The sequence below is a fragment of the Chitinivibrionales bacterium genome, assembly GCA_014728215.1.
Taxonomy (GTDB): domain Bacteria; phylum Fibrobacterota; class Chitinivibrionia; order Chitinivibrionales; family WJKA01; genus WJKA01.
In genome coordinates, this window is record WJLZ01000134.1 from 17,483 (window position 1) to 37,642 (window position 20,160).

A 20,160-nucleotide genomic window follows, 5' to 3' on the forward strand; every position below is an offset into this window, starting at 1 on the left:
ATTGAAATGAATAGCAAAACATCAATTCATCAGCACCATATATCAAAATCTTTGTTGCTGCATTTACTGCCGGGCATACTTACAGGCGCATGTTATTTCTCTCTTATGCCGGTTGCGCATAGCCGGGGATACCCTTCCATAATGGCGCTCATGATTGCGGTGGCTCTGGTATTAATCCCTTTTTATGCTGGGATATCTGTTCTATCAGGCGAAAAAGAAAAATTCGCGGGGCTTTGGGAATCTGGTGTTGTATCGTACTTCTTTGCCAATCCTGTTGCTGTAGTTGCATTGGGGGCACTTAGAGCCTTGTTTGGATTCCTGTCGGTGACCGGGACCGGAGCATACTATCGATGCTGGAGTAATTCAAACATATCGATTACATAATGATCAAACCTGTCTGGACAGGCCGTACCATTATATAGATTCCAATAGTTTAGAAGTTTAAGATGCCCATATTTTCATAAAGATTAAAAAGGTAGTCCGTTCCTGAATCCCTGATAATCGGGAAAAAAAAAGAAAATCAGGACCTCCCTGACATCTGCTGACTATTGACTGTATTCCACTGCTTGCGCTACAAACTCAAGCGAATGAAGGGTGTCCGGCAGCGTTACCGAATACTCGTACAACTCGCCCGCAGAATAGGTCCTACCCGCGCTGCTGCCTCGAGAAATGAAACGGACCCCGCCATCGGGGCGCCGTATCACCGATGCATGGTAAATCTTAACAGAAGTTGAGTGTCCGTTGGTGACCTTTATGATTTTCTTTTCGGGGTCGGTTGCGGTGGTTATATTGACGGCAATTGCGCTTGGTGGGACAACCACCTCATGAAATTCTTTATATTCTGCTTGAAATTGAGGTGTGCCGCCCTCATTTTTCTTTATCATTGTCATAAACCAGACCGAATCGCCGGGAGCCAGAAAGCGAGCGGCAATCGAGGAGCCGGTACCCCTGGTGTTGGCGATATGCATCGAATAGCACTTGAGATCAGCCACAGGAACCGTCCCGCTGTTGGCAAGTTTACCATAGTAAATCGTTCGCGTAATACTGTCATTGAACTGGTCCGAATCATAGGTTCCTTTAACGACCGGGACGATCATCAGTTTGCCTGTGCGGCTGGTTCGGGCGATATACACCTGATCGCCACTGGTGTGTACCGACTGGAGCAGTAGATTAAAATCGCCGGTGTCACCGACCGCGATGATTTTTTCGAAAACAACCTCGCCCGTTCCACCGGCATAAGACTGGTTGGGATGGTACTTGATCAGGTTGCCCTGGTCGTCGTAGGAGCAGGCCAGCCCTACAACCTCAGAACTCATAGAAAGTGAAGGCGCCGTAACATGTATGTCAATACCGGTGTAGGGACTGTATTCTTTTGTCTGATAATCCTGCCTCATGAATCGCTCGATAGTTGATCCTGGGATTTTCAGTGTCGTGGTATCTGCTGTCCGCGTGGTTTGCCTTCCCAGCATCTTCACCCGCCAGGGCCGTGAAATATTATCGCCGAAAATTGAGAAATAGAATGGAGCGCGGTAACCCGGCATTAAAATCCTATGATGCACATATCCCTGATCGTAGCTGGCAACGTTTCCTTCAGAGTCAAGAAATTCAATGCGAAATTCGAGATCGGAAAAATTGCGTGTGCTCCGGTTTTCGAATTCGCCGTAAATTTCCTTAATCGAAGTATATGTCGGATCGATATACTCCTTCTTGTTTACTAAAACAACCCCTTGAGCAGACAGGTCTCCCTTAGCTGTTGTGTCGACAAAGGATGTATGCACGACGGTTGAAGCGGGTACGCCAAGATATAGCACTCCGGCGCCGGCCAGATTCATAACTCCTAATGCCAGGCCGCCACCAACACCCACGACACCAAGCACTTGCAGAGCCGCTGCCGCCGCGGGGGTGAGTAATCCCAGTGATGATAATACGGCCGTCATGCCGACAAAGGTCATAGTGACTTCGGTCAGGGCCGAAATAAATTCCCGTAGCGTGGTTTTTTGAAAAGATTCGTACACCTGGTTCATGAGATAGGCGCCGTTGGGGATCTGGTTAAGCTGAGAAATGCATTGGGTAACTTTGGCAAGTGCTTTACTGCCGACATGGGAGACCCCGGAGATCATTTCGATGAAGGGGAATAAGAAATAGAGAAGGTATGTCTTGGTATAAAACATTTCAAGATTTTCCTGGTCGATAATGTTCTGTATATCCGAGGGCAATTGAACAAGGTCGCGGGAAGAAAAGCCTGGTCCGAAAAACCAGTAGTCAACCTTCGGATTTACGGCAAAGTCAACCGTGTCGGTATACTCGAAGGGCTGCAACATGGATACCGTGAGGACCGAACCAAAACTGAATCCGGTTGCCCCCGGCATTTCAAAAGATTCCAGCGAGGTTGGCGTCTTCCTGAAAACCTTGACATATCGAAATCCGCCGTTTTGAAGGGTTACCGGCGCCTTTTCAGGATCGGCATTGGGCGGGATTGTGGCGCCGACATATTTTCTTTCCGGTTCTATATAAAACTTTGCCAGTGCCGGCGATAAATCGACGCCATAATATTCTTGAACAACATCAAGCATGAGGGAATCGATTTCGTGCTGTATCGTACTGCCGGCATTCCCCGAGAGCATATCGGTGATCGAAATCGTGGGAAGCTTTTGGTGCAAATAATCGACCATCGGTCCAAAGCTGGCCGTGGCCTTCAAGCGCTGCGTACGGGCCACAATCGTATCGATATTGGCCGATGCAATACCGGGCGACATGCAGAGGATCCCCAGGGCCGTGGTGGTATCATCTATGTGCAGGTCCGATATCGTCCCCCGGGCATCAGGCATGGCGACGGTCATCCCCCGGATCTTGTTCTCCCGCCCGCGAAGCATAACAAGCTGGGCGCCTTCCTGTGATACCGCGGCCGTGAATGCCCCATCATTTGAAACAGTTGCCTGCGGATCATACACCGAAAAGACAGAGAGACTGTCGCCGCCAAAAAGGCTGCTCACTGTACCGGTTGCCGTGGTGGTTTGTACCGTTAACGGTTTCTCTTCTTCGCCTCCCAATGGATTATCTCCCTTACCCGAGCAGCCCAGGAACAGAAGCATACTTGAAATAATGCAGCATGACACCAAGGACCTGAAATTAAAAAACATGTTCTTCTCCCGCGACAACTGGTGAGGGCCGATATGATGACACATAATATATAACGGTCGCCGTTCCCATACCAAAAATTCCGGTAAAGCGACTCACCAATGACCTCAAAGAAGGGCCTCACCGAAAATTACCGGGGTTTGTAGGGGATATCGGGGACGGACTAACTTTTGAACCTTAATAGTACAAATCGAAAAAAAAATTCATTAAATCTATTATCAGTGACATACGTGTTCGGCGACAATTGCGGGTTGGCATTGGAGACGGCGGAAAAATTGGCCGGGGTGAATAAAGAAAAAATTATGCGGGAAAACGGTTTATCAAACGTTGCCTATTGTATTTCAATTAAACAAGACGGTAGGCGAGTAATCAAGAAAATCGTTTCGCTTTCGCGGAAGCGATAATTCCGGTTTTATCCCAATAAATAGACCGATTGTATCAACCGCCCTCATTATCGAGCTTTTTCTCGGCCTCTTGCATGGTGGGAACATATACCGGTTTATATCCGGTGAATCCCTGCGTTAATCGAGCAAACTGTATTAGGCCCACCTTGGAACCGCCGACCACCCTGACCACGGTTCCCACATTGCGCGAGTGAAGAAATTCCATGGCATTTTTTAAAATGAAACCGGCACTGATATGGCCAAATTTTAATCCGGTCATATCGGTTATCACGCCAAAATGGGGTTTGAGTTTGATCGATTCCTTTACTATCATATCGGCTACCCGTTCGGCAATGTCCTTAGTAATAGTATACCGAAGAACAATATAGAGACGGTTCTTGTTCACATCCGCGGTGACTGAGTATTCCGGTTTCATTATAAATACCTTTTTGGAATTGGTGGGTAGGATATCTATAAGTATACCAGAAACCGGACAGCAATTTCAATAGGTAAATTGAGGGATGGATTTTAAAAAAATGGAGCGCTGAAATACTCCTTGACTATAGAATTTTCCTGGGCGGCTTTGATCCGCCAGGTTTTCAAAGTCCACCCCCTGGTGTGCCCTCGTTGCGGCGGAAAAATGAGAATCGTCGCTTTTATCGAACAAGCAGCAGTCATAGAAACAATTCTGCCTCACGGCGGCAAATGGGAGCAGGCCCCGTTTTTTAAGGTTCGCAAAAAAGCCCGGGGAAAGGTGCGCTTTGGATTGACAAAAACTGCCGAAATTGGTATATTTCCTGATATGAGCCAGCCGGGGGGAAGAGTGGAAAAACAACTACATTGCATGATGTTTTTGTCGGATGTAAATAATTGAGGAATATGGTCGGCGTGGAAGCTGAAAAAAGAAAATGCCGATCAGCTAAGGTGAGTTGGACAGGGATAGAGGATAGGCGCGAAAAGTCCGAGTCTTAGCGGATGTAAAGAGAGGTTCTTTATCCGCCCACCCAGTTCCCGAAAAATCAAATTGTCTATCGATTAATAAAGGACAGTTTATAATCGAAGAAATAAAGGTCTGGAATGAACAGTAAATCTGTTGTTGTTGTCGGGGCAAGTAACAAACCCGAGCGCTATTCCAATAAGGCGCTGAAAATGCTTTTAGAATACGGGCATGAGGTAATCCCGGTTCATCCGGCAATCGATCAGATTGAAGGTATTACTACCGTTGCCGGGCTCGATGACGTACAGAAGCCGGTTGATACGGTAACCTTGTATGTAGGACCGGCAAAGAGCGAAGAACTGGTAGACTCCCTCATTGCACTGCACCCCAACCGGGTGATCATGAATCCGGGAGCGGAATCGGATACTGTGGAGCAGAAACTGACCGAATCGGGTATTCCGGTTATGCGGGCATGCACAATGGTTCTGTTGCGGACGGGTCAGTTTTAGCAATGCCGAAGCCGAATATTATCCTCATCTGTGCCGATGACATGGGATACGGCGATATCGGCTGTTATGGCGCAGAAAAAATCCCCACACCGAGTATCGACAGTATCGCATCCAACGGCGCCACCTTTACCGATGCCCATTCGTCGTCGGCCGTCTGCACACCCAGCAGATATTCAATACTCACCGGACGCTATTGCTGGCGGTCACCGCTCAAACGATGGGTCCTCGGTGGTTTCGGCACACCGCTGATTGAAAAAGAAAGGTTGACGCTTGCGTCGATTATGAAACCACGCGGGTATTCCACCTGTATAATCGGCAAGTGGCATCTGGGACTGAACTGGACCGATACAAAGGGAAAGTTTCGTGCTCCGAATTACGAATTAAGCGGCCTAAAAGATAACGGGTATGATATCGATTATTCGGTTCCGGTAACCGGCGGCCCCATCGATCTGGGATTCGATTACTGGTTTGGAATATCCGGCTCACTGGATATGCCACCGTACTGCTTTATCGAGAATAATCGGACTGTTGGAATTCCCGATCAAGAGAAATATCCACTTTTTCAGCAGCAGCGCAAAGGACTCATGGTACCGGAATGGCGGGATGACCTGGTTGATATCACCTTTGCAGACAGAGCCTGTGAGTATATCGAGACCCATCGCCGCACAAAACCCGACCAACCTTTTTTCCTCTATCTTCCAACCGCAGCCCCTCACCGTCCATGCGATATCCGTCCGGATTTCATTATCGGCTCAAGCGCAGCGGGTGACCGGGGGGACATGGTCTGTCTTTTTGATTGGGTTGTCGGCCGGATTGGCGAGACAGTTGACCGCCTGGGAATAACCGAAAACACACTGCTCATTGTCACCAGTGACAACGGCGCCCGCAGAACCTGTTTCGACGGCAATACCTATAGTCATAAGTCAAACGGGAATTTTCGCGGCCAGAAATCGGATATCTGGGATGGCGGCCATCGGGAGCCCTTTGTTGCCCAATGGCCGGGGAAAATACAGCCGGGAACCACGAGCAACGAGCTGATCTGCCTGGTCGACCTGTTTACAACAATAGCAGATATTACCGGAGCAACATTTCCCTCCCATGCTGCCGAAGACAGTTGCACAATTTGGCCTGCCCTTCAGGGGAAACCATTACCGAATCGTAACCGATCCATTGTTCACCATTCAGGCAATGGCATGTTTTCTATCAGGCAGGGCAAATGGAAACTTGTTGATGGTCTTGGTTCAGGGGGATTTACCGAGCCTAAATTCGAAGAGCCTGAGCCGGATGGGCCTCGCGGGCAATTATATAACCTGGAGGAGGATCCCGAAGAAACCCTGAACGTGTGGAAAGAAGAAGAGGATATGGTAACTCAATTGTCTGCAGAGCTGGAACAAATCAAAAAGGCAGGCGCTATCAATAGGGGCATTGCCTGATTGGTAGATATGGCCTTCTGCATAAAACATGTCATCCAGAGAATACTCATTTGAGCATGATAAAAAAAGCGCAATTTTGTGGCCTGTTTCAAAAATAAAGGATATGAATCTTCATTGGAGGTCAGGAAGCTTTATGAGACGCTTCCCGATCCCGAAGCGGAAAGCATCAGCAAATATGGGTTATCGATGAATCCGGTGAAGATTACCTTTATCCTGAGAAATTTTTTGTTGCATTGTCCATTCCGGAAGAAACTCAAAAGGCTATAGCCCAGGCAGCTGAGCACTTTTTCACAAATAAATTATCTATCGAGCATTACGTAAATCGGCCGGACATCCCTGCCACTCAGTGATTGATGGGCGGTTTTATCTATGCAAGCGGCACACCAAAAACCGCAACTGCGCCGCTGCCGGCGTTATTGTTATCGACCGAAATGGCTCCTCCGTGCAACTCTGCGACCTCCCCCACAAAGCTCAATCCCAGCCCGGTGCTTTTTTTGTTGGTATCCAGCCGTTTCAGTGAATAGAACCGGTCGAAAATTTTTGTGCGGGCATAGTCGGGTATTCCCGGGCCGGAATCGGTTATTATGATTTGTGCTGTCGTATCATGCTTGTTTGCGGTAATACCGATTGCACCCTTGAAAGGGGAAAACTCGACCGCATTCTGGACAAGGTTGGCAAGTGCCTGACGAAGTAAAAAACGTTCGCCCCGTACGACAAGCTTTTCTGAAAGTTCCATTTGCAGCGATAATTGCTTTTTTTCTATCAATGGTCTGCTGTCGTTGACAACTTCTTTGGCAAGTGCGCCAATATCGACAAACTCGATATCGCGAAGCTCTTTTCTGTTTTCGAGTGCGGCCAGTTGCAGCATCCGGTCGACAATGTTTTGAATACGTATGGTTTCGGAGCGGATATTTTCGAGGAATTTTTTCCGCCGTTCAGGATCCATCTTTTCATCCATCAACTCCGCGGCTCCCTGAATCGCGGAAACCGGGCTTTTTATTTCATGCGTGAGAGTCTGGACATACTGTTCGACATATTTTTTGCCCTCAAGGGTATCCCTCATCTCCTCGAAAGCCTCACCCATGGTGTCGATTTCGCTTTTGCCGAGTATTATTTCCCCTTTTGACCGGGGCCTTCGTGCATTGCTTCCATCCTTTACCGCCCGGGCATAAGAGGTCAATCTGGCAATTGGTGTCGTTACCCAGATTGAAAGAAGATATCCGATTACTGCAACCCCGCATACAACCAGAAGTCCGGCGATCAGAATATCACGGCGGCCTTTCTGGACAAAGAAACTTACGCTGCCGATAGGTTTTGAGACGGTCAGCACACCGGCGAGCCTGTTTTGTATGAAAAGCGGTGATGCCACATAGAGAACCGTTGTTCTTTCATCACCAAGGGTCTGTGGGGTCGCACGGGCGCCATAATTGCCCTGTAAAGTTAGCCTGACATCATTCCACTGGGAAAAATCTGTGCCTTCAGCCTTACCATTATCGGAATCGTAAATGACGATTCCCGCGGTATCGGTAATATACACCCGAATATTCATCCGCGTTTTAAGGAGATCATAGATCTCGGCGGATATCTCCTGTTGTGATGCATTGTGCATTACCCGTTCGAGTTGATCGACATCCAGGGTGTCGCCATGGGCCTGAATGCTTACCATCGATGAAAGCAGGGTGCCGGTATCAACCAGCGATTCCTCCATAGATTTAAGGTAATGGGGACGAAGGTCTCTGAGTACCCAGTTGATCAGGTAGGCAAAGCCGAGGATCGCGACAGTAAGAAAACCGATCAGGATACGGGTACGGATTTTCATAATCCCTCTCTCAGCAGGTACCCGAATCCCCGGCGCGTTTCAATGGGGTCCAGAGCAGGATCGGATGCACGTAGCTTTGCCCTGATAGCCTTAATATGGGCATCCACGGTCCGTTCGGTGCTGAATCCGGGCTCATCCCAGGCCAGGTCCATAAGCTCACTGCGGGAATATACCCGTCCGGGGCTTTGAACAAGAATTTTCAGGATTTTGTATTCATACAGCGAAAGATTGAGCGGCTTTTGGGAAAAAGTAATCGTCTTGGTGGGTTCGTCAATAACAAAGAGCCTGTCGTCATTGTCAAAACATTCATCAGGGGGTTCGTTATTAATTGAAGGCATTGTCGTGGTTCGTCGAAGGATCGCTTTGATTCGGGCGGTAAGCTCCCGGGGGCTGAACGGCTTGACAACATAGTCGTCGGCGCCGATTTCCAGGCCCACGACCCGATCGATCTCTTCATTGCGGGCGGTTAAGAAAATTATTGGTATCGAGGATTCTTTTCGAATCTGTTTGCACAGCTCGAATCCGTTGAGGTCAGGAAGGCCGATGTCGAGTACGATCAGGTCAAACTGCTCGTGGGCCAGTTCATCCAGAGCTTTGTGTGCGGTATCAGCCCATACGGGGCTAAAGCCTTCGGTGGTCAGGGCATAGGTGATGTTGTCTGCAATAGCCGCTTCATCGTCGACCACCAGTATTTTCTGTTTTTGATCGGAATTCATGGATCCATCCCTATTTCGGGCGCAATTTTTTTACCGCCTCTGCATATTTTTCATCGCTGATTCTACTGTGTTCGGCCAGCCACCAGATGAGAAAATTGCGGAGTTTTAATGGGTTAAGTTTCCCTTTTTCAAAATCTTCAAGAAAGAGTACAAAGCGTTCGCCCGCTTGCTCGTGGTCGGCTTGATGTTCCGTGAATCCGGGAATTTTATACATCCTGATAAAATGCTCTTCGGAGGTGAAATGAAAAAGAAGATAGGCTTCGATTTCTTCAAGAAGGCGTTTTGTCCTTTCGTAATCCGTAACCGTGCCGGTAGTTTCGATTCTATCGAACAGCGAATAGAGATACCGGTGCTGCTCATCCATTTCAGGGATTCCAAGAATATGACGGTCGGGTAGATTTTCCATAGTTTATTTTACCGATACTGATCGGGCGGAGCTATTGTATTTTATGCAGTCGTAAAGTCACTGTGCGGTTCTCTCCGCCTTTATTTACATATTTCTCATAAAACTTTTTTGCCTTGCTTTTGTTTTTAAGGGACGAATAATAAATGTTGCCGATATACCGGTAGGCATCGATCATAGAATCTTTTCCAAACCGTGTGGCCCTTTTATACTGTTTTATAGCATCTTTATATTGTGAAGTGAGACGATACTCATGGCCGAGAGCCATATGATAGAGTGGATTTCTTCTATCGATATCAAGAGCATTTTTAAGAGCTGTAATCGATTTAAGATGGTTTTTCCGCTTGCCTTCAACACGGGCAATGGCAAAATGGGCCTGATGGTATTCCGGATTCGATTTGAGCGCAGTCTGATACAGTTCGACTGCCGAGGAATAGCTTTTCTGAGCTTCATAGGCATTTCCAAGGTCGAGGATGATACCGAGGTTGTTGGGATCGATACCAAGGGCTTTTCCGAAATTGACAACCGCCTGATCGTACCTTCCCCGCCGCAAGTGAATCCGTCCATACCCGGCCAGGGCCTGAGCATTAGCGGGCAGCATACGAACCGCACTTGAATAGGAGAGTTCGGCTTTTTTGATTTTATCCTGCTTTTCGGCAAGTAAGCCTTTTGTCAGATAATACCAACCGTTTCCTTTCCGGTTAGGCCTTTTTTTCATAAGTTCTGATGCCATAAATAGCTTGCCGTCACTGATATATGCCGTGCATACATAATAGAGGGCTTCATCATTGGTAGGATTTTTCGACCATATTACTTCAAAAGTTTGAAGCGCTTTGTCCTTTTTTCCGTTTTTTAATAAAGCTTTCCCATAGTGTAGGTTTACATATTCATTATCGGGGGCGATATCCAGTGCTTTTCTGAAAAAGTCTTCAGCACGATCGTAACGGGTCTGCTCATAGGCAATTTCTCCAAGAAGAATATAGCACGAATCGCATCCCCTGTTTCTATCAGCAGCTTTTTCGAGCATGGTATAGGCAGAATCCGGTTTGTCCGCTTTTTTTAGGAGTTTTCCTGCCCAGAACAGGATTTCAGGATCTCTGCCGTCTAATAATAAGGCCTGGCGAATGCTTTTTAAGGCATCGGAATTTTTCCCGATAAGGTGAGATGTCTGGGCAAAGCGCAAAAAATGGCGACTTTTAAGAGGATCGTGTTTAGCTGCCAGCCGAAAATGGGTGTTTGCAGCAGTGTTTTCCCCTTGTGCAAAAAGTACTTCACCGTATGAAAAATGAGCTTTCGCGTTTTTCGGCTTGAGGAGTACCGCTTCTTTAAGGTGAGGATAGGCTTTGTCCAGCTGTTTTCTTTCAAGGTAATACGATCCAAGGCTGAACCGGATATTAAAATCCTTCGGTGAATGTTTGACTGCTTCAGTAAGATAAGACAGCCGTTTCTCATCATTCTTGCGCTCCTTATGGATTCCGGCAAGTGCATTCAGCGATTGTACATCCGAGGGTTTCATCCTGACTGCAGTCTTCAGTACCGGAACAGCATCATCGGGCTTGTCAAGAGATAGGTACAGGAGACCGAGTTCCTGGTGAAGTGCATGGTCGGTGGGTTTTTTCTTAATCAACGTTACCAGAACCCCGGCGAGTTCTTTCCGGCTGTTGAGTTTGCGATAGCACACTGCCAGTTGTTCAATGGTTTCCTGGTGCTCCGGATCGAGTTTGTGGGCCCGTTCCAGTGGGTCGACTGCGCTTTTGTACTTTTTGGATTTCAGATAGGCGGCGCCAAGCATGGAATGACACCTGAAATTTCGGGGTGTTAAAACCGACGCTTGGTTTAGATGGGGTATCGCCTTATCATACTGGCTGCGGTGGTAGTAGAGTTCACCCAGTTCCAGAAGCCCGCTTGTGTCGGTAGGGACTTCTTTTACATACTGCTCATAATACTTCGCGGCATTAGTCTTCTGATTTTGCGCTTCCAGCGCCCGGGCCAGCATTCGTGTAAATCGTGGAGGAGCATCCTTTACTTTAATGGCCTGGTAGAGCACCCGGGATGCTGATTTGTAACGCTTTTTGGCCATATATAATTCAGCAAGACGCTCGTGGTTGCGCAGGTCTGAGGGATAGTAACGGGTATTGGCCGCGTACCGCTCGAGGGCATCCTCTCTGCGCCCTGTCTTTTCATAGAGCCGGGCTAACCGAAATCCATAGTCGTTGCTCGCTCCCTTTTCCAGATATTTTTCATACATGCGTACGGCATTTTTATAATTGCCGGTAGAATCGCTTGCAATTGCCGATAGTTCGATGAGGTGCTGGTCGGATGGTTTTTTAACCAGCGCCTGGGAAAGATACTTTTGTGCCATTTTGTAGTCATTCAACCGGTAATATGAATCGGCAAGCATGGTAATTACCCGGATATCTGATCCCCAGGCGCCAGAAAGACCTCTCAAGAGCTCGATCACCTCTTTGTAATCTTTATCCTCATATTCAAGTCCGGCGAGTTTAAAATTGACATGGGGGTTCTCGAAATTTTTGTCGAGAAATGTACGATAGCATTTTTGGGCCGAATTTTCTTTTCGTGCCTTAACAAACAAGTCCCCTGCGGTTATGATAGATTCTTTGTTTTTGCGAGGATCAAGTGAAAAATGGCCGGCATAAGCTTCGGCGGCTGCACTGTCGTTGTTTGTCTTCGTATACAAATCTGCGAGTTTCAGCCAGGAAGCTTCGTGGTCGGAATCAATAGAAAGAGATTTTGTATAAAAATCGATCGCCTTTGAATTCATGTTGAACTCGGCATATTTTTCACCGAACTCGTGATATATCTCCGGTGTTGGTTTTTTAAGCACCGATGCTGTGGTGAAATATTCTTCAGCGCTTTTAAAATTTTTCTGTTTTAATGAAAGTAATGCTAACCGATAGAACGCTTCTCCATTGGTCTTGTCTTTTTTCACAAGCTCCATGTACTCGTTCTCTGCAGTTTGTCGGTTACCCAGAGCATAGTTAAGGTCTGCGATGTTTTGTCGCAGGTAAGGTGAATCACCATGATATTTTCGTTCGAGCAGATAGTTGGATAGCGCTTTTTCCCTCTTGCCAAGGGAGAGCCAGGCGTCGCCGAGATAACGGTGAGTCTCTTTGTATTTCGGCTTTTCGGCCACAATGGAATCAAGATAGGCGATTGCTTTACGAGGGTTCTCTTTAATAAGCGACAGTCGGGCAAGGGCCAGCCTGCAGCTGTTTTTATCTTTAACCAGCGGAAGAGCGGAAGAAAACATTTCGAGGGCGCGGTCGTATTCTTTGGCTCCAAGGTGAATATATCCCATGGCAAGAAACACCGATGAGTCTTTTCCTCCCCCTGCTATGAATCTGTTCAGATGGTTTCGAGCGCTTGCCGTGTCGTTCAGGAAAAGCTCGAGTAAACCCATTTCTTTCTGAAGTTCCGAATTGTTTGAAAAATTGGGTTCGATTTTTCGTAATATTTCATACGCTTCCTTATGCTTTCCTGTTTTCCGCAACGACAAGGCGGCATTGAGGTGTACAAGAAAATCATTGGGCATTTCTTTCATTGCAATGCGAAAATGGTCTGCCGCTTTCTCGTAATTTTCCTTTTTGGCGTAAATTTGCCCCAGGTATTTGTGAGGCACAGGATTATCGTCGAGAAATCGTACCGTGCGGTCAAATGCCTTGAGCGCTGCATCTTCCTTCCCCAGTCGAAAAAGGCTTTTTCCTTTCTCCAGATAGGCCGGCCCGTTTGCAGGATCATGGGCGAGGAGTTTTTCGGCATATGATAATGCGTCGTCATGTTTATTATGATTATTAAAATATTGGGCAAAGAAAAGAAGTGCAGAAACATTATCATCGTCTTTATCAAGAACCCCCCGGTAGGCTGATTTTGCCTTTTCGGTATCTCTCCGCGCTTCGAAGGCCCGGGCCTTTTCGAGTGCGAGTTTAATAGTATCCATACCACCCTTTTCCCCGAGAATCGCTATACGGATGGCATCATCATAATTCCCGGCAAGACGGTAACTTCGGGCAGCGGCTACGTAAAGTTCAGGATAAAAGGGACCGATAGTAACAAGCAGATTGTCGAGTCCAACCGCAGCGTTATAATGTTTTTCGGCTTTGACAAAATGGCGGGCTGCGTAGTAGTGAGCAAGGTACATTAAAACGTCACGTTTTACTATCTTTCGATACTCTTCAGCCATCTCAAGGGGGCGCCCCGATTTTCCGTAGAGGTCGTCTAAAAGTATTTCGGAAAATTGCTTGAGGATTTTTTCATTACCGCTGAGCAGGGGGGTGCGGAGAAATCGGGCATGCTCAGGCGTCAACTTAACGCCGGCTGCACTATGAAACTGTCGAATACATGAATCGAGCTCGTGGGGAAGGGAACCTGTGGGAAAGGTGCTCTCAAAAACTGAAACAGCTCTGTTTTCATCCACAGATATTAATTCGGCAAGATACTGAACATTACCTTTAATGATTTCATAATTCTGGAATATCATATATCCGACATCTTTTAGCTGTATCAGATCCCGGTAATCAGGTTCGGCGAGTCGGCGGGAAAGATTTTTAAACTGGCGGATATTGTTATTCAGGGTATCCCAGGGAATAACATCGATATGCTCGGTTGCCGAAAATTTGAAATAGAAAAGAGCTTCACTGAGAACAGCAAACCACTTGTTTTCATCCTTCTCGTCAAATGAAGCATCTTCAGGACGGGCAATCAGAATTGTTGTCGATTTTAAATTGCTGTTTTCATGTAAGGATGAGTTTCCTTGTGCAGAAGAATCGCTCTCCTCTGGTGCCGCTGGTAAAAAAGCGGCAAAACCTGCTATACATATACTATACAAACAAACCGATAAAAATCGGAAATGAACTCTAAACATTAATTATCCCTTCAAGAAAGAGGAGATCATAGATGAAAATGACACAATGAGTTTTTGTTCTCCTCACTTGGATATGTTGCCGAATTAAACTGTTACGGAACCTTCAAACACCCATCGGGCCGGACCGGTCATGAAAACCGGGCTCTTTTCATCTCCGTCCCATTCGATTCTGAGATCTCCGCCCAGAAGGTGAACGAGAACATTGTTTCCATGTTTTCTGTTGAGTATGCCGGCCACAACACTTGCACAGGCGCCGGTGCCGCATGCCATCGTCTCTCCGACACCCCGCTCAAAAACGCGCATCCGTATTTCATTATCAGAAATTATCGAAATAAATTCGACATTGGTTTTATTGGGGAAAAAGGAGTGGCTTTCTAAAATGCGTCCGTAATCCAGAACCAGTTCGTCGGTTATTTCATTCACATGAATTACTGCATGGGGATTGCCCATCGAAACGGCAGTAATTTCGAACGTTCTGTTTCCCGCGGTTATTTTTTCTTCAACGATGGGTTTTCCGGCCTTTGCGACCGGTATCTTATCACCCTCCAGTATGGGCGGTCCCATATTGACTTTAATGTCGTCATCGACAAATTCGGTGCCGATAATACCTGCGCCGGTTTCTATCCGCAAGGCCGGTTTTGTACTTAATTCCATTTGTTTTGCAAATAATGCAAGGCACCGGATTCCGTTGCCGCACATTTCTGCCTCAGAACCGTCGGCGTTGATAATTCTCATTTTTAAATCGGCCACCGAAGAGGGCAACAATGCAATAATTCCATCACCCCCAATCCCAAGCCGCCGGTCGCATATATACCGGGCTTTAGACGAGATATTGCGAATGGTATCTTCCGTAAGATCATTGGTTACGATAAAATCGTTTGCACACCCCTCCATTTTAACAAAATTCATACCCTATCCCTTTGAATTCCTTGTTTAAATAAGACATAACCAAAGGATTATATCTCATAGTTATATTTGCTGTATTAGAATTTTAATACGTTGTAATTAAATTACCCATGGGCCATAAGGTCCGTAAAGTTATTTAGAAAAATATATGAATTAATAGAATAATGGAAATCATTAAAGGTAATTGAGGATAATTCCTTCTCAAGAGATTAGTTATATTATATTGGAGATGCTTTCCGATGGCTGTTACATCATTACTAAACTAAGGCGAAGAAAATGGATGTCCAGAGGAAAAAGGTCGGCAGATACATTGTTTTGTCGGTTGTAGATGATATCGGGTTGAATTCAAATCTTTCCGGTCTATACCGGATATTTGAAGAAAATGTCAAAAAAGGAGAAATCAATATTGCTCTCTCCTTTACTTCGACATCATATCTCTATTCAAATTCAGTTGGAGTATTAATTCAATGCTATGAGATGCTCAAAGAAAAGGGCGGAAAGCTTGTGCTATTCGACCCTAATGAGAGCATTATGGATATTTTCCGGATGCTGAATATTGTGGATAAGGTTTTAATTGTTAAATCCGAAAATGATTTGCTGAATGCCTGATTGATGCGAGGGGGTGAGGGACTACCATCCTTGTACAGAATTTTGAATAATCTGCTCAACTGCATGGTCTATGGCTTTTGACCGGCCGATATCTTCGGTTTCCGAATCAAAATTATAAATTCCTTCACCGACAATTGTTCCCTTATAGATAGGCTTGTTTTTTTTATTATCGACAAACTCGACCTCAACGGCAATTTTTACTGCATATTCGCTGATATCCACCTCTCTGGCTCCTCTGCTTCCATAGGTGTGAGGTTGATTTGCATAAGAAACAACTCTTCCATTGATTGTCGCATCACCCTGGGAGGAAACGATACGCAAGAGATTGGAAGACAGGACCTCTCGGGTAAGGCCTTCAGTAATCTCTTCGGCCACACCCGGTTGAAGGGAATTATTAACAAAGAGCGGGATATCGACCGTTTTCAGGTATGCCGGCAGGGATGAACCGCTGAACGTATATACACCACAACCAGCAACAAGTATCAGAACTGCCAGAACAGCAAATGCTTTAAATGCTTTTAGTGATACGGTGAACCGATTCGATGAAATATGAGCCATTGCTCTCAAATTATGCCTCGATTTTTAGTGCCCCTCTCAGGCTTCATCAAAGGGAACATAGGAAATATTGTCATAATTGCCTTCTTCGGGCTCATTTTCAAAAAAATACTTCACTGCACTGCAGGCATTACCAATAGAATCAAATGAATTAAACACTCCATCAACCGAACGGATAAATTGTTTTCCATATCCTTTGGTTACAATCCTCTTGTCGAGAACCAGGAGTGCGCCGTGGTCGGTGACACTCCGGATAAGCCGTCCAGCCCCCTGACGGAATTTAATGATGGCCTCGGGTACCATGAATGAGAAAAAGGATTCACCGTAAAGCTCAACATGCTTTTTGGCCAGCGCTTCGGTGAGAGGATGGCTGGGCACCGGGAAGGGAAGTCGGCACATGATAACGATTTCACAGGCTTTACCGGGAGCATCGATTCCTTCCCAGAAGCTATCCGTTCCCAGAAGTACCATCGAAGAGCCACTTTTAAACTGTTCCAGAATAGTCTGTCGGTTCCCCGAAATTCTCTGGGCCAGTATTTTCAGACTGGGAATTTCAGTTGATGTTCTGAGGGCCGAATAGACGCTGCTTAACTGGGCGTTGGAGGTAAAGAGGCAGAGAATGTTTTTTTGAAACCGTTCCCAGAATGTTTCGATAACCCGAGCGGTAAAGGGGATATAATTGGGCGAATCCAGCTCGGGAGCATCGGTGATAACACCTCTGATCGCCTGCTGCGATGAAAAGGGGCTGTCAAAAATTTTGACCTCCGTGGTGTGAGAAAAATCACCGGTCAACCCCAGCTTATTTATCAGGTACTCCATGGAGCTGGAGATAGAAAGTGTGGCAGAAGTAAAAACCAGTCCGCCTTCAATGCGATCCCATACTGTTTTCAGAATAGATCCGATATCAAGAGGCACCCCGCACAATTTGACCCATCCCTTGTCACGATTACCCTCAATCCAGAATACATGATCTTCGGTAACTGCCTGGGTTACATAGATTAAATCCGCTTTGATCTGTGAGGTCTGTTCGCTGCAATAATCGATTTCGGTGACAGTTTCATCACAGGCAGGGTTGTTTTCAACGGTGCCAACCGCATTTTTCAAATTGAGCAGACGGTCCTGCATTTCATCGATGACAATTTCCATTCCCGCACGGCTTGAAAAAGTATCAAAAGGCGCGTCAGTGTAGGAGAATTGATAGGAGGAATGCGTTGGGTAACGACATTCGGCCCATTTATCGAGGTCCTTTAGCAGGGCCTCGGCGCTTTTTCGTATCCGTTTTAGATGGGTGTTAACCTTTTTGGCGGTCTTTATTGTTTCGGAATCGGCAAACTGCTTTTCGAGCCGCTTGAGCATGGTGTTGATTATTTCGGTATAGAGCTTGAACCGGTTGGTATCCACCTCTACCCGGAGCTGATGGTGTCCGACAGATTCGACATGATGGGCTTCATCGAAAATAAGCGAATCAAGTTTGCCTAAAAACGATGTTTCGGAGCAAACCTCCGAAAAGAAGAGAGCATGGTTGATTACCACGACATGGGAGTTGAGTGCTTTCTGACGGGCATGCTGGAGATAGCAGGTTCCGAAGGATGGACATTTTCTTCCAAGGCAATCCCGTGATTCTGCGGAGATCAGGTTCCAGATTTTTGCAAACCATTTGCGATTGAATTGATTCTGCTCTTCGATATCACCGGTAGTGGTATCTTCGGCCCATCGGATCAGCGGTAAAACAGCGCCTCGTTCCCGGCGGGAAAGGTTGCCCAGTTTGCCGCTTAAGAGCAGTTCAAACCGTCGACGGCACAGATAATTGGCCCGCCCCTTTAAAATCGCGTACCGGAAATCATCACCTGCCACTTTCCGGCCCACCGGGAGATCTTTGTTGATCAGTTGATCCTGCAGATTCCTGGTGTGGGTCGCGATTGCTATACGTCTGTTATTCTTAACCGAGTAGAGTGCTGCAGGGATAAGATAGGCAAAAGATTTTCCGATACCCGGGCCGGCTTCGGCAACCAGTTGCGATTGGGCGTTCAGGGTTTTTGCGACATGCCAGGCCATATCGATTTGTGAATGCCGTTCGGCATAATTTGCAAATGCCTGCGAAAGTGGTCCCTGTGCGCTGAATGCATTCGACACATCATCAAAGGACAGTTGTTGTAATTCATCTTCGGGAACAAGTTTGCCCGGAAGCTTCGGAAGGCCGGGTATCCGTCGCTTGATATGAGCACCATGGGTTCTGCAGCTGTCCTGGAGTACTCTTTTAAATAGAGAGGGTGGTGCAAACCAGGCCATTTTTTCACGGGCCGAAAGTGATATCTCGGGAATCCTTTCGAGCAACCGGATGGCAACCCTTCCCGATGCACGGGCATCATCGAGTGCGCGATGAGCATCGAGGAGTTCTACCTTGAGATATTCGGCAATGAATTTCAGCGAATAGGCGGGTTGGTTGGGAAGAACAACCCGTGAAATGAGCGCAGTATCAAGATACCAGGGTTTGAGCTTGTTGCGGGAAAGTCGGGTAAGTGATTCGTTCAGAAAAGAGATGTCAAATTCCACCTGATGAGCGCACAAGGGAAGATTACCGATAAATTCTAAAAGAGTATCGGCAATATCACCAAAGCAGGGAGCATCTTGGACATCCTTGTCAACAATGCCGGTGAGCTGAGAAATCTGCGGTGGTACAGGACACCCGGGATTAACAAAGGTCGAATACTCTGATTCTACTTTGTTGTTTTTGAAATGGACAGCGCCGATTTCAATGACTCGATCGTTTTTCGAATCCAGACCGGTTGTTTCGAAATCCAGTGAGATAAATTCGCCGACTGGATATGGTGAATTGGGCTTCTGGTGTGGACGCGGTTTTTGTTTCCTTTTTTTCGTCCGGATGTTTTCTGATGCGATGGCAGCGAGTTTGTCTTTTGATGAATTACCGGAGAGAAGGTCGGATAATTTAGGCATTGTGGAATCTCGATATATCTATACTTATTATATGTTTATCTATCGGTATACGTATCAGTGAAAAAAGAATATAGATCACACAGGAACATTCAGCAAGGCGACGCGCAGATTCGTGCTACTGTTGATTAATCAACGTCGAAAGAGTGTCACTCAGGGGGTGAATTATTTCCAGTGCATTGATGCATTCTGTTTCGGTGCCGCTTTCCAGCAGCATGTAACAGTAATCATAGAGTAGAAAAATACTTTTTGACATCGAATCACCGTAGCGGAGCGACGACTGGAGTTGGGCGAGAATGTTTTGCGAACGGTCGAGATAGTCTCGCCGTTCATCCGGATTCTCCAGAGCTTTCCGGATATAAAGAATGCACTTATCATGAAGCATGCATATCGCCTTTGGCAGCGATGCTGTGGTTATTTGCATCGCTGAATAGTGTCTGGCGATATCCTGTTCGGTTGTTTTGAACATAATAGAAAAAATGGAGTGCTGGAGTAGTGAAGTATTGGTAAAAAGCAAATATATCTTTTCACAGAGTATCCATCACTTCGCTACTCCATTCTTCCTTATCCAATTAATCCCATCAAATGGTTTGCGCTGATCTGGTTAAATCTGCTGAATGCTTTCATTCCGCCTTCTTGAAGGAGCTGAGTACGGACAAGCTCGGTCAGTCCCTTTGCCATATCCTGATCCCGGAGGACCGATTCGGCAGCCTGGGTATTTATTTCGGATACTGACAGATTATTCATGGTTGATTCAAACCTGTTATACATGGCTCCAACATCGGTTCGCTGACTGTTCATCTGGGTGAGTGCAGTATCCAGAGACGCCAGTGCAGCATTTGCATCAGCCTGTGTGGCAATAGAGGTTCCTTCAATGCCCAGCGATGCGGCGGTCATATCGTTTGCCGGCATTGAAAC

Annotated in this window: 16 protein-coding genes; 5 read left to right on the forward strand and 11 right to left on the reverse strand. The window is 46.6% G+C overall.

Going from position 1 to position 20,160, the window contains the following annotated elements:
- Positions 1 to 6 precede the first annotated feature (6 nt).
- Positions 7 to 384 carry a hypothetical protein gene (locus GF401_11400; GenBank protein MBD3345656.1) on the forward strand — a complete coding sequence of 126 codons (378 nt, stop codon included), beginning with the start codon at positions 7 to 9 and terminating at the stop codon, positions 382 to 384.
- 161 nt (positions 385 to 545) lie between these two features.
- Here GF401_11400 and GF401_11405 read toward each other — a convergent pair whose 3' ends face one another.
- Together GF401_11405 and GF401_11410 are read right to left on the reverse strand one after the other, a co-directional pair.
- Positions 546 to 3,092, reverse strand: a complete 2,547-nt coding sequence (locus tag GF401_11405) for a hypothetical protein (GenBank protein ID MBD3345657.1) — start codon at positions 3,090 to 3,092, stop codon at positions 546 to 548.
- Between the two features lie 484 nt (positions 3,093 to 3,576).
- Positions 3,577 to 3,957 carry a hypothetical protein gene (locus GF401_11410; GenBank protein ID MBD3345658.1) on the reverse strand — a complete coding sequence of 127 codons (381 nt, stop codon included), beginning with the start codon at positions 3,955 to 3,957 and terminating at the stop codon, positions 3,577 to 3,579.
- Between the two features lie 120 nt (positions 3,958 to 4,077).
- On the opposite strand from GF401_11410, the gene GF401_11415 reads away from it, so the two are divergent.
- The 3 genes from GF401_11415 to GF401_11425 all read left to right on the forward strand — a co-directional run bounded on the left by GF401_11415 (position 4,078) and on the right by GF401_11425 (position 6,400).
- Positions 4,078 to 4,395 carry a hypothetical protein gene (locus GF401_11415; protein ID MBD3345659.1) on the forward strand — a complete coding sequence of 106 codons (318 nt, stop codon included), beginning with the start codon at positions 4,078 to 4,080 and terminating at the stop codon, positions 4,393 to 4,395.
- A gap of 203 nt (positions 4,396 to 4,598) precedes the next feature.
- Positions 4,599 to 4,967 carry a CoA-binding protein gene (locus GF401_11420; protein ID MBD3345660.1) on the forward strand — a complete coding sequence of 123 codons (369 nt, stop codon included), beginning with the start codon at positions 4,599 to 4,601 and terminating at the stop codon, positions 4,965 to 4,967.
- On the forward strand, positions 4,931 to 6,400 hold the full coding sequence (locus GF401_11425) for a sulfatase-like hydrolase/transferase (protein MBD3345661.1): 1,470 nt from the start codon (positions 4,931 to 4,933) through the stop codon (positions 6,398 to 6,400). Before GF401_11420 ends, GF401_11425 begins: the two co-directional genes overlap by 37 nt.
- 367 nt (positions 6,401 to 6,767) lie before the next feature.
- On the opposite strand, the gene creC is transcribed toward GF401_11425, so the two are convergent.
- From creC to GF401_11450, 5 genes are all read right to left on the reverse strand, one after another.
- The gene (creC, locus tag GF401_11430; protein ID MBD3345662.1) at positions 6,768 to 8,219 is read right to left on the reverse strand and encodes a two-component system sensor histidine kinase CreC; all 1,452 of its coding nucleotides are present in this window, start codon (positions 8,217 to 8,219) and stop codon (positions 6,768 to 6,770) included.
- Positions 8,216 to 8,935, reverse strand: a complete 720-nt coding sequence (gene creB, locus GF401_11435) for a two-component system response regulator CreB (GenBank protein MBD3345663.1) — start codon at positions 8,933 to 8,935, stop codon at positions 8,216 to 8,218. Before creB ends, creC begins: the two co-directional genes overlap by 4 nt.
- A 10-nt stretch (positions 8,936 to 8,945) precedes the next feature.
- Positions 8,946 to 9,341 carry a hypothetical protein gene (locus GF401_11440; protein ID MBD3345664.1) on the reverse strand — a complete coding sequence of 132 codons (396 nt, stop codon included), beginning with the start codon at positions 9,339 to 9,341 and terminating at the stop codon, positions 8,946 to 8,948.
- A gap of 31 nt (positions 9,342 to 9,372) precedes the next feature.
- Entirely contained in the window at positions 9,373 to 14,220 is a 4,848-nt protein-coding gene (locus tag GF401_11445; GenBank protein ID MBD3345665.1) for a tetratricopeptide repeat protein, read from the reverse strand.
- An 84-nt stretch (positions 14,221 to 14,304) separates the two neighbouring features.
- Positions 14,305 to 15,129, reverse strand: a complete 825-nt coding sequence (locus tag GF401_11450) for a diaminopimelate epimerase (GenBank protein ID MBD3345666.1) — start codon at positions 15,127 to 15,129, stop codon at positions 14,305 to 14,307.
- Between the two features lie 273 nt (positions 15,130 to 15,402).
- Here GF401_11450 and GF401_11455 point away from each other — a divergent pair, with 273 nt between their 5' ends.
- On the forward strand, positions 15,403 to 15,735 hold the full coding sequence (locus GF401_11455; protein MBD3345667.1) for an STAS domain-containing protein: 333 nt from the start codon (positions 15,403 to 15,405) through the stop codon (positions 15,733 to 15,735).
- 21 nt (positions 15,736 to 15,756) lie between these two features.
- Here the strand turns inward: GF401_11455 and GF401_11460 are convergent, their stop codons facing one another.
- From GF401_11460 to GF401_11475, 4 genes are all read right to left on the reverse strand, one after another.
- Positions 15,757 to 16,293, reverse strand: coding sequence for a hypothetical protein (locus tag GF401_11460; protein ID MBD3345668.1), 537 nt, complete (start codon positions 16,291 to 16,293; stop codon positions 15,757 to 15,759).
- Between the two features lie 36 nt (positions 16,294 to 16,329).
- Entirely contained in the window at positions 16,330 to 19,245 is a 2,916-nt protein-coding gene (locus GF401_11465; GenBank protein MBD3345669.1) for a hypothetical protein, read from the reverse strand.
- 115 nt (positions 19,246 to 19,360) lie between these two features.
- Complete coding sequence (locus GF401_11470; GenBank protein MBD3345670.1) at positions 19,361 to 19,711, reverse strand: hypothetical protein; 351 nt, start codon at positions 19,709 to 19,711, stop codon at positions 19,361 to 19,363.
- A gap of 95 nt (positions 19,712 to 19,806) precedes the next feature.
- Positions 19,807 to 20,160, reverse strand: a 354-nt coding sequence (locus tag GF401_11475) for a flagellin (GenBank protein MBD3345671.1), incomplete at its 5' end; no start/stop codon positions are given.

Coding starts and splice junctions, on each gene's coding strand:
- GF401_11405 (MBD3345657.1), bottom strand. CDS start 3,092: ATGCTTCTGTTCCTGGGCTGCTCGGGTAAGGGAGATAATCCATTGGGA.
- GF401_11470 (MBD3345670.1), bottom strand. CDS start 19,711: ATGTTCAAAACAACCGAACAGGATATCGCCAGACACTATTCAGCGATG.
- GF401_11425 (MBD3345661.1), top strand. CDS start 4,931: ATGCACAATGGTTCTGTTGCGGACGGGTCAGTTTTAGCAATGCCGAAG.
- creB (MBD3345663.1), bottom strand. CDS start 8,935: ATGAATTCCGATCAAAAACAGAAAATACTGGTGGTCGACGATGAAGCG.
- GF401_11410 (MBD3345658.1), bottom strand. CDS start 3,957: ATGAAACCGGAATACTCAGTCACCGCGGATGTGAACAAGAACCGTCTC.
- GF401_11440 (MBD3345664.1), bottom strand. CDS start 9,341: ATGGAAAATCTACCCGACCGTCATATTCTTGGAATCCCTGAAATGGAT.
- GF401_11455 (MBD3345667.1), top strand. CDS start 15,403: ATGGATGTCCAGAGGAAAAAGGTCGGCAGATACATTGTTTTGTCGGTT.
- GF401_11450 (MBD3345666.1), bottom strand. CDS start 15,129: ATGAATTTTGTTAAAATGGAGGGGTGTGCAAACGATTTTATCGTAACC.
- GF401_11465 (MBD3345669.1), bottom strand. CDS start 19,245: ATGCCTAAATTATCCGACCTTCTCTCCGGTAATTCATCAAAAGACAAA.
- creC (MBD3345662.1), bottom strand. CDS start 8,219: ATGAAAATCCGTACCCGTATCCTGATCGGTTTTCTTACTGTCGCGATC.
- GF401_11400 (MBD3345656.1), top strand. CDS start 7: ATGAATAGCAAAACATCAATTCATCAGCACCATATATCAAAATCTTTG.
- GF401_11445 (MBD3345665.1), bottom strand. CDS start 14,220: ATGTTTAGAGTTCATTTCCGATTTTTATCGGTTTGTTTGTATAGTATA.
- GF401_11420 (MBD3345660.1), top strand. CDS start 4,599: ATGAACAGTAAATCTGTTGTTGTTGTCGGGGCAAGTAACAAACCCGAG.
- GF401_11460 (MBD3345668.1), bottom strand. CDS start 16,293: ATGGCTCATATTTCATCGAATCGGTTCACCGTATCACTAAAAGCATTT.